This is a genomic window from Desulfovibrio sp. UIB00 (assembly GCF_022508225.1).
In the GTDB taxonomy this organism is placed as follows: domain Bacteria; phylum Desulfobacterota; class Desulfovibrionia; order Desulfovibrionales; family Desulfovibrionaceae; genus Desulfovibrio.
Window position 1 is genome coordinate 516,144 of the sequence record NZ_JAETXJ010000003.1, and the last position, 7,168, is coordinate 523,311.

8 protein-coding genes are annotated in these 7,168 nt (G+C 56.6%); all 8 read right to left on the reverse strand.

Annotated elements, in window-relative coordinates; translation table 11 throughout:
- Window positions 1-3: 3 nt before the first annotated feature.
- The 8 genes from JMF94_RS07780 to JMF94_RS07815 all read right to left on the reverse strand — a co-directional run bounded on the left by JMF94_RS07780 (window position 4) and on the right by JMF94_RS07815 (window position 7,145).
- Complete coding sequence (locus tag JMF94_RS07780) at window positions 4-1,623, reverse strand: FliH/SctL family protein (protein ID WP_240824568.1); 1,620 nt, start codon at window positions 1,621-1,623, stop codon at window positions 4-6.
- A 37-nt stretch (window positions 1,624-1,660) separates the two neighbouring features.
- Window positions 1,661-2,656: a flagellar motor switch protein FliG gene (fliG, locus tag JMF94_RS07785; RefSeq protein ID WP_240824569.1), complete on the reverse strand. Its 996-nt coding sequence runs from the start codon at window positions 2,654-2,656 to the stop codon at window positions 1,661-1,663.
- A 46-nt stretch (window positions 2,657-2,702) separates the two neighbouring features.
- Window positions 2,703-2,870: a flagellar M-ring protein FliF gene (locus JMF94_RS07790; RefSeq protein ID WP_240824570.1), complete on the reverse strand. Its 168-nt coding sequence runs from the start codon at window positions 2,868-2,870 to the stop codon at window positions 2,703-2,705.
- A gap of 16 nt (window positions 2,871-2,886) precedes the next feature.
- Window positions 2,887-4,530 (reverse strand): flagellar basal-body MS-ring/collar protein FliF, encoded by a 1,644-nt coding sequence (gene fliF, locus JMF94_RS07795; protein ID WP_240824571.1) that lies wholly within the window; start codon window positions 4,528-4,530, stop codon window positions 2,887-2,889.
- A gap of 314 nt (window positions 4,531-4,844) precedes the next feature.
- On the reverse strand, window positions 4,845-5,291 hold the full coding sequence (fliE, locus tag JMF94_RS15060) for a flagellar hook-basal body complex protein FliE (RefSeq protein ID WP_346770011.1): 447 nt from the start codon (window positions 5,289-5,291) through the stop codon (window positions 4,845-4,847).
- 206 nt (window positions 5,292-5,497) lie between these two features.
- Window positions 5,498-5,935: a flagellar basal body rod protein FlgC gene (gene flgC / locus JMF94_RS07805; protein ID WP_240824572.1), complete on the reverse strand. Its 438-nt coding sequence runs from the start codon at window positions 5,933-5,935 to the stop codon at window positions 5,498-5,500.
- A 72-nt stretch (window positions 5,936-6,007) separates the two neighbouring features.
- The gene (gene flgB / locus JMF94_RS07810; protein ID WP_240824573.1) at window positions 6,008-6,421 is read right to left on the reverse strand and encodes a flagellar basal body rod protein FlgB; all 414 of its coding nucleotides are present in this window, start codon (window positions 6,419-6,421) and stop codon (window positions 6,008-6,010) included.
- Between the two features lie 226 nt (window positions 6,422-6,647).
- Window positions 6,648-7,145, reverse strand: coding sequence for a 3'-5' exonuclease (locus JMF94_RS07815; protein WP_240824582.1), 498 nt, complete (start codon window positions 7,143-7,145; stop codon window positions 6,648-6,650).
- Window positions 7,146-7,168: the final 23 nt, after the last annotated feature.

The window sequence follows — 7,168 nt, forward strand, 5'->3', positions numbered from 1 at the left end:
TGGCTATCCCGGCTGGCCGTTGCCCGAGCCGGGCAGGAAGCCCCCGCTGACAAAGACGCTGGAAGAAGATTGCGAGACGTGTTCCGTTTCCTCTTCCGGCAGGGGAAATAGCTCGTCCTCAAGCTCGGCAAGGCTGGGATTGGCGTTGATCTCCGCTGCCTGAGCATGGGCAGGTTGTGGAGCCTGCTCCTGTGCGGGCTGCCCTTCAATACCATCAACAGGCTGCGCCATCGGGGCCGGGGATGATTCTGCAACCTGCTCGTCTGCCTGCACTCCGGGTTCGGGCATGGAATCCTGCATTATTTCGGGCGAGGCATTGGCAGAAGGAACTGCGGCATCTGGCTGTGCGGCAACATCAACTGGCGCAGGTTCCTGCCCTTGCTCAAAAGATTCAGCGGCAGCAGCCACATCAACAGGCCCGGATGCGGGCAAAATTTCGTCATGAGCGAGGCCAGTGCCATCCTGACCGACAAAAGCGGCCTGCTCTGGCAGCGCATCTTGGGCCATACCTGGTGCAGATTCGGGCGCAAATTCCGGCCCGGATTCCGGCGAGGTATCAGCCGCCAGAGTTTCAGCAGAATGTTCTGCCAGATGTTCTGGCAACAGTTCCGGCTGGCCCATCGTATCGACAGGCTCAACGGGCAGTTCTGGCTCTGGCTCCACCACAGGTGCAGCCTCGGGCACGACTTGCGTCAGCCGCGCAGATTCACGCGCAGCGGTGGCGCTCACCTCTTCCCCCGCCTTTTCTTCCTCTGAGCGCGGCGGCAAGGTCAGATGCTCCAGAATGCCGTTGACCATTTCGCGGTAATGTTCGCGCAGATTTTCCACCGAACCGCTGACGCTCTCGGCCACAAGGCCGCCAGCCTCAACAGAAGGATCGCCGTTCACGATCCACTGGCTCAGTTCGGGCACACGCTCGCGGGCGGCCCGAAACAGGTCGCTCACGGTGTCTTCGTCATCGGGGTGCACGCGGATGCTCACGGTGGCGCGGTCTTCCAGCAATTGCAGGGAACCAAAGACCAGATTCTGCAAAATGCGCTGATGTTCTGCCTGCAAAATCCAGCCAGTTCCGGCCTCAACGGCCACGCGGGCCAGCTCGGCCAGTTCGTCGCGCCAGGCTTCACCAAGGCTGTGCCGCTGCGCCTCAAGAGCGCGCAGCATGTTGCCGAGCATCTGCCCCACATCGACGCGGAACTCCTTAAGCTCGGCCCCGGCCTGCTCCATGCCCGCCTGAAAGCCCTCATTATGCGCATTACTGCGGATAAACTCGGCTTCTTCGCGCAGATCACGGGCCTTGCCGTGCTCGGCCTCGGCCTCGGCCAGTTCTGCCTGCGCCTGAGCCTTCAGCTCTTTCGCTTCGCGCGTGAACTGCTCCACGCGGGCCTGAGCCTCTGCCCCGGCCTCCTCCAGAACCTTCTGCCTTTCGGCATAGGCTGCGCCAAGAATTTCGCGCGCGCGTTGCTCGGCCCTGGCGCGCACCCGAGCAAGATAGTCCTCCTGCTGCTGGTGCTGGGCGCGTTCACGGAGCAAGGGTTCCTGCATGGCGTCAAGCTGCTGAGGTGTAGCCTCGCGCTCGCCCATGAAGATGGTGCCCCATTTTTTGCGCAACTGGTCTGACGCCATGCCGGGTTCCGATGGTTACAGATTCTGCGGCTGGCCGCTACACAAACACGTCGCCAGCGCCACGGCTGATGACAAGCTTGTTTTCGCCTTCAAGCCGCCGCACGATCTTGACGACATTCTGCTGGGCCGATTCCACGTCCGAGAGTTTGGCCGGCCCCATGAATTCCAGTTCTTCGCGAATCATGTTGCCCGCGCGTTCCGACATATTCTTGAAGAATTTTTCCTTGAGGTCGTCGCTGGCGCCGCGCAGGGCTAGGGTAAGATCTTCGTTGGAAATTTCCTTCAGCATTTCGCGTACGCCACGGTCGTCAATATTCTTGCAGTCCTCAAAGACAAACATGAGGTTGCGGATATCTTCGGCCATCTGCGCGGAATCTTCTTCGATTTCGGAGAGCACTTCTTCTTCTGTGGCGCGGTCCACAGCATTGAGAATTTCTGCCACAGATTGCACGCCGCCCACTTTTTTGCCTTCCTTGCCGCCCATGGCGATAAGCTGGCTTGTGAGCACCTTGTCCACTTCCATGAGCATTTCTTCCGGCACGGCTTCAAGCCGCGCAAGGCGCATGAGCACCTCTGCGCGCACACCTGCGGGAAGGTTTGTCAATAAATTGGCGGCCTGATCCGGATGCAGATGACCAATGATCAAAGCCAGGGTTTGCGGATGCTCGTTGCGCAGAATCTGTGAAAGCAGCTTGGGGCTGACCGATTCCAGCTCGCGGAAGGGCGCGGGACCGGTTTCAAGGCTCAGGGAGTCCATAACGTACTTGGCGGTTTCAGGATCAAGGTTTTTGACCAGCAGACGCTTCAGCGTGTCGCTGCCGCCCGTGATCATATCCACGCCTTCAACCAGCGATTCATGGAACTCGCGCAGCACTTCTTCGACTGTTTCGCGCGGCACAGGCTCCAATTCCACGATAGCTCTGGAGATGTCGGCTATTTCCTGCCGGTCCATGCGTTTGAACACGTCAGCCGTGAATTTGTCGCCCATGGCGAGCAGCAGCACTGCAGTACGCTGTTTGCCGGTCAACTCCATCTCCCTACTCCTTCACCGAGATCCGCACTAGGCTGCTCGGGGTTGCTCATTCCTTGTCTGCAAGCCAGCGCTTGATAAGCCGCACGGCCTGATCCATATGCTGCTCGGTAATGTGGAAGAGCCGCATTTTCAATTCCTCAACGCGCTGATTGCTTTCTTTTTGCGCAAGGCGCAAGGCCTTGAGCTGCGAGAGCGTCGAGCTGCTTTCCGTCAATTGACGGTTTGATGCTTTAGGCGGTAGCTGTTTCATCGTTTTTCATCCAGCCGCGCACCAGCATCACCACCTGCTCCATATGATTATCAGAAAGGGTGAAAATGTGCGACTTCAAGGCTTCAATATCTTTGAAAACCAGTTCATCGTCTTCTTCGTCCGCGCCGATTTCATCATCTGCCTTGGAGGCCTCTTCAAGAGCCTCATACAGAGCCAGCTGTTCTTCGGCTGCGGGCAGGCCTTCAAGCCCCTCAATCATTTCACCGGCTTCAACCTTGGGCCGGATGAGGGCCAGAACCACAGGCCGCACCACAAGCATGAGGAACAAGAAGGCCAGCAGCGCGTTGAGCAGGGGCTTGCCCAGCCGTTCGGCATAATCGGCCAGCATTTCGGCAAAATTGGGATCCTTGGGCGGCTCGGAATCCGTAAACGGAGCGGAGCTTACTTCCAGAGCATCGCCACGGGCCTTGTCCAGACCCACGGCATTGGTAACAAGCTGGCGCACTCGCTCAAGGTCATCGGCCTTGCGCGGCACAAATGTCCACGCTCCGCTGGTCTTTTCATACGTCCCATCGATAAGGACTGCAACCGTCATGCGCTTTAAATCGCCCACATTAGATACGATTTGCTGCTCTTCCTTGTTAATTTCGTAGTTGGTGGTGCGGGTTTCGCGGCTGCCGTTCTGCTGTGAAACAGATCCGGCTATGCCATCACCACGAAAGTTGGCGTCCGGCGAGCCGCCCTCAAGATTCGAGCGGCCCTGCTGGGTTTCTTCACTGCGCTGCTCGCTGCGTACTGCGGTTTTTTCGGGGTCAAACAGTTCGCGGCGGATGGTGCGCTGGCTGAAATCCATATCCACGTTGACCTTGGCGATAACTCGGCCAGGGCCAAACATGGGCTGCAACATTTCTTCAATGCGGCGTTCAAGGTTGCGCTGCACCTGCTGGCGGTGTTCCATCTGGGTGGTGCTTGCACCGGCGAGGCTGTCTGATTCCGGCTGATACAGCACCTTGCCGCCATTGTCTGAAATGGAAACATGCGTTTTATCAAGCCCTTCCACAGCCATGAGCATCATGTTGAGGATGGCGTTGATTTCTTTCTGGTCGGGCTTGAGGTTGGGCCGCTTGAGCTTGAGCACAACCGAGGCAGAGGGGGACTGGCGTTCTTCCACAAACAGGCTGCGGTGCGGAATGACCAGATGCACGCGCGCGCTTTCCACATTGGGGAATTCGCTGATGGTGCGCGAAAGTTCACCCTGCAAGGCGCGGGTGTAGTTTATTTTCTGCACAAAGTCGGTTTGCCCTACCTTGACCTTGTCAAAAATTTCAAAACCAATGCCCTGCCCCACAAGACCGCCTTCGCCTGCAATCTTGATGCGTTCATCATACACAACTTCCTTGGGAACAAGAATGGTTTTTCCGTTGTCCGTAAGCTGGTACATGACCTTGTCGGCCTGAAGCGACTTGATGACAACGCTGGCGTCTTCGGCGCTGAGGTTGGAATACAGCACTTTCAAGTCGGGCCGCGAGGCCCAGACAGAAAGGCCAATGGCCGCAGAGCTGATGAAGACAAATCCACCCAGAACCATCACGCGCTGCGCGACGCTCATTCGGGCCCAGACTGCCTTGATGGAATTGACAAGTTGCATAAGAAAAGCCGGCATATGGTTGCTCCTGCGAAGACGTGGCGTAATTCCGGCACGTTGGCCGGGCATATGCCCTGGCAAAGCAATTGCCATGCCACTTTTTAACACACTGCAATTACAGTATTTTTAAAAATGCCCGCCGACTCGTTCAAATTTGTGACACTGCGCCAGAAACGCCGAATCCCCCAGGGCAAAGCCAGTGGGGGATTCGGCGTTCAGGAGTATCACGCGCGGAAAGGAAAAGCTGGAATTTGAAAAATACACCTGCCCGGGCGTATCGCAACGTAAATAAACGCGCCGCGCCAGGCTGGAACAGGTGCTCACGCAGTTTCCTAGAACTGCATGCGGGAAATTTCCTTATAGGCCTCAAGCACCTTGCCGCGCACGGCAGAGGTCAGCTTCATGGCCATGCTGGATTTCTGCATGGTGATCATGAGTTCGTGCACATTTTGGGTGCGGCCTGCGGCAAAATCTTCGATGGCTGCATTTTTGGCGCTGTCCAGTTCGTTAACCTTATTGAGCGAATTTTTGATGGTGCCGGAAAAACTGTTCTGCGGCGTCACCGGCGTGTGCGCCTGCGTGGGATATTTGATAAAATCCGCTTGGGCGCCAAAATTTTCGCCCCGGTCAACGCTGTCACGCAAAAGGCTCTGGTCAAGAGTTTTGGCAAACTGGGTCTGGCCGCCGATGGAGCCGCCCTGCTGCAGGGTGCTCTGCACCTTGCTGAAATTCTGCACTGCCTCGCTGTACGCCCGCATGCCAACTGCCTGAATGCTCATAACAACCTCCGCGCTCCAAAAAAAACTTTTTTATGCTGCAACCGTGGTCATACCTTAGGGGCTGCTTCCAAATAAAAGATTTTGCGCCGATGACAAAGGAAAGCAGTGTTTTTTTACGACAGGAGTGGACGCTTTCTGTCCATGCCTGGAGTAAAAAATGCTGGATGACGCAGTGATCGACCACAATAACTATTTAGTAACAGACCCTAGCGGCCAATATCCAAAGCCTTGATAAACATGCCCTTGACGGCATCCACCGTAGTGACGTTGGCCTCATAGTTGCGCTGGGCAGTCATGAGGTTGGCCATTTCCTCAACCACGTTGATATCGGGGTACATGACGTAGCCTTCCGCATTGGCGTCAGGGTTGCCTGGTTCGTACACCCGCTTGAAGGGCCGGTTGTCCATGGTCACGGCAGAAACACGCACGCCCTGGACCGCCCTGTCGAGGGCCGAGCGCATGTGGATGGAAAAAGGATCATCCACATCAGCCGTTTGCTGCACCACGCTACGCCGACGGTACGGCCCGCCCTGGGGCGTGCGCGTTGTCTTGGCGTTGGCAAGGTTCATCGAAATGGTGTTGATGCGGGTGCGGTCGGCTGCAAGGCCGGACGCGCTGATATCAAATGCCGTCATGAAGTCCATGGCTTCCTCCTACACTGTCCGCTGCCGGGGTTCTTATGCCGCGTATGGAAGCGGCGCGGCTGCGGGCAAAAATCAGGACTGCTTGCCATCCTGGATGATGTTGTTCAGTCCTTCAAAAGACTTGCTCATCACCTGGGTAAGCGCTGTGTACTGCAACTGGTTCTTGGCATGCTTGGCCATTTCTTTATCAATATTCACGCGGTCTTCGCCGTGAACAACACGCGGCTTGATCGCCATGTCCCATTCCGGCCCAAAAGAATCAGGCCTGAAAGCCGTGGGCATGTGAGAAGATTCCGTGCGGGTCATCTCCCCTCTTGCGTCAAGACCAAGGGCCGATTGCAGCTCTTTTTCAAAAGACAGTTCGCGCGGCTTGTAGTTGGGCGTCTCCACGTTGGCGATATTGCCCGAGATAACGTTCTGCCGCTGCAACTGCATATCCATGACCTTGCCCACAAGGCCTATCTGCATATTGAACATTGATTTCATACTACGTACCCCCGTGGTTCACGGAAATCTGCTTGCCAAGTCTTTAGCAACAAGCGTTCCACAGCATAAAAATCATGTAATTAAAGCATGTTAAAAAACAAAGAACGGGCAGAGGGTCGGTATTTTGACAGACGCAGGCAGTTCCGCCAGGCCAGACCGCAAGCGCAAAAAAAAACCGCCCGTAAATCCGGGCGGGGTCAATCTGCGGGAATGGACGAACTGCGGCTTACAGTTTCATCTGTGCGTCGGTTACGCCCAGAGCGCGCAACTGCAAATAGATGCGGGCGCAGGCCTCCGCATCCGAACCGGCATGGTGGTGGTTCAGCGCTATGCCAAAGTAGGCACTCACGCTGCTGAGCTTTTTGGAGGCAAGCGGCAAACTGCGGCGGGAGCCTTTGAGCGTGCACAAAAAAGGCGCACGGGGTTCCTGTACTCCCACTGCATGGCAACTTGCGGCAAGCACACGCTTGTCAAAGGAGGCATTGTGCGCAAGCAGGCTGCCCGCCCCTTCAACAAAGGCCTCTATCTGCGGCCACAGTTCGGCAAAAGTGGGCGCATCCTTCAGCATGGGCCAGGTCAAACCGTGGATCTCGGTAAACATCACGCGCGATGACGGCGGCCTGATGAGACTGTAAAAAACATCGGTCACACTGCCCTGCTCAATACGAGCAAGGCCCACGGCGCAAGCGCTGTGGGCCGAGTAGCCGGAAGTTTCAAAATCAATAGCTACACTACGGCTTAAATCTG

Bases quoted from the DNA above. Each gene is read 5' to 3' on its own strand.
- flgC (WP_240824572.1), bottom strand. From the start codon at position 5,935: ATGGACTTCATGACGGCATTTGATATCAGCGCGTCCGGCCTTGCAGCC.
- flgB (WP_240824573.1), bottom strand. From the start codon at position 6,421: ATGAAATCAATGTTCAATATGCAGATAGGCCTTGTGGGCAAGGTCATG.
- JMF94_RS07780 (WP_240824568.1), bottom strand. From the start codon at position 1,623: ATGGCGTCAGACCAGTTGCGCAAAAAATGGGGCACCATCTTCATGGGC.
- fliF (WP_240824571.1), bottom strand. From the start codon at position 4,530: ATGCCGGCTTTTCTTATGCAACTTGTCAATTCCATCAAGGCAGTCTGG.
- fliG (WP_240824569.1), bottom strand. From the start codon at position 2,656: ATGGAGTTGACCGGCAAACAGCGTACTGCAGTGCTGCTGCTCGCCATG.
- fliE (WP_346770011.1), bottom strand. From the start codon at position 5,291: ATGAGCATTCAGGCAGTTGGCATGCGGGCGTACAGCGAGGCAGTGCAG.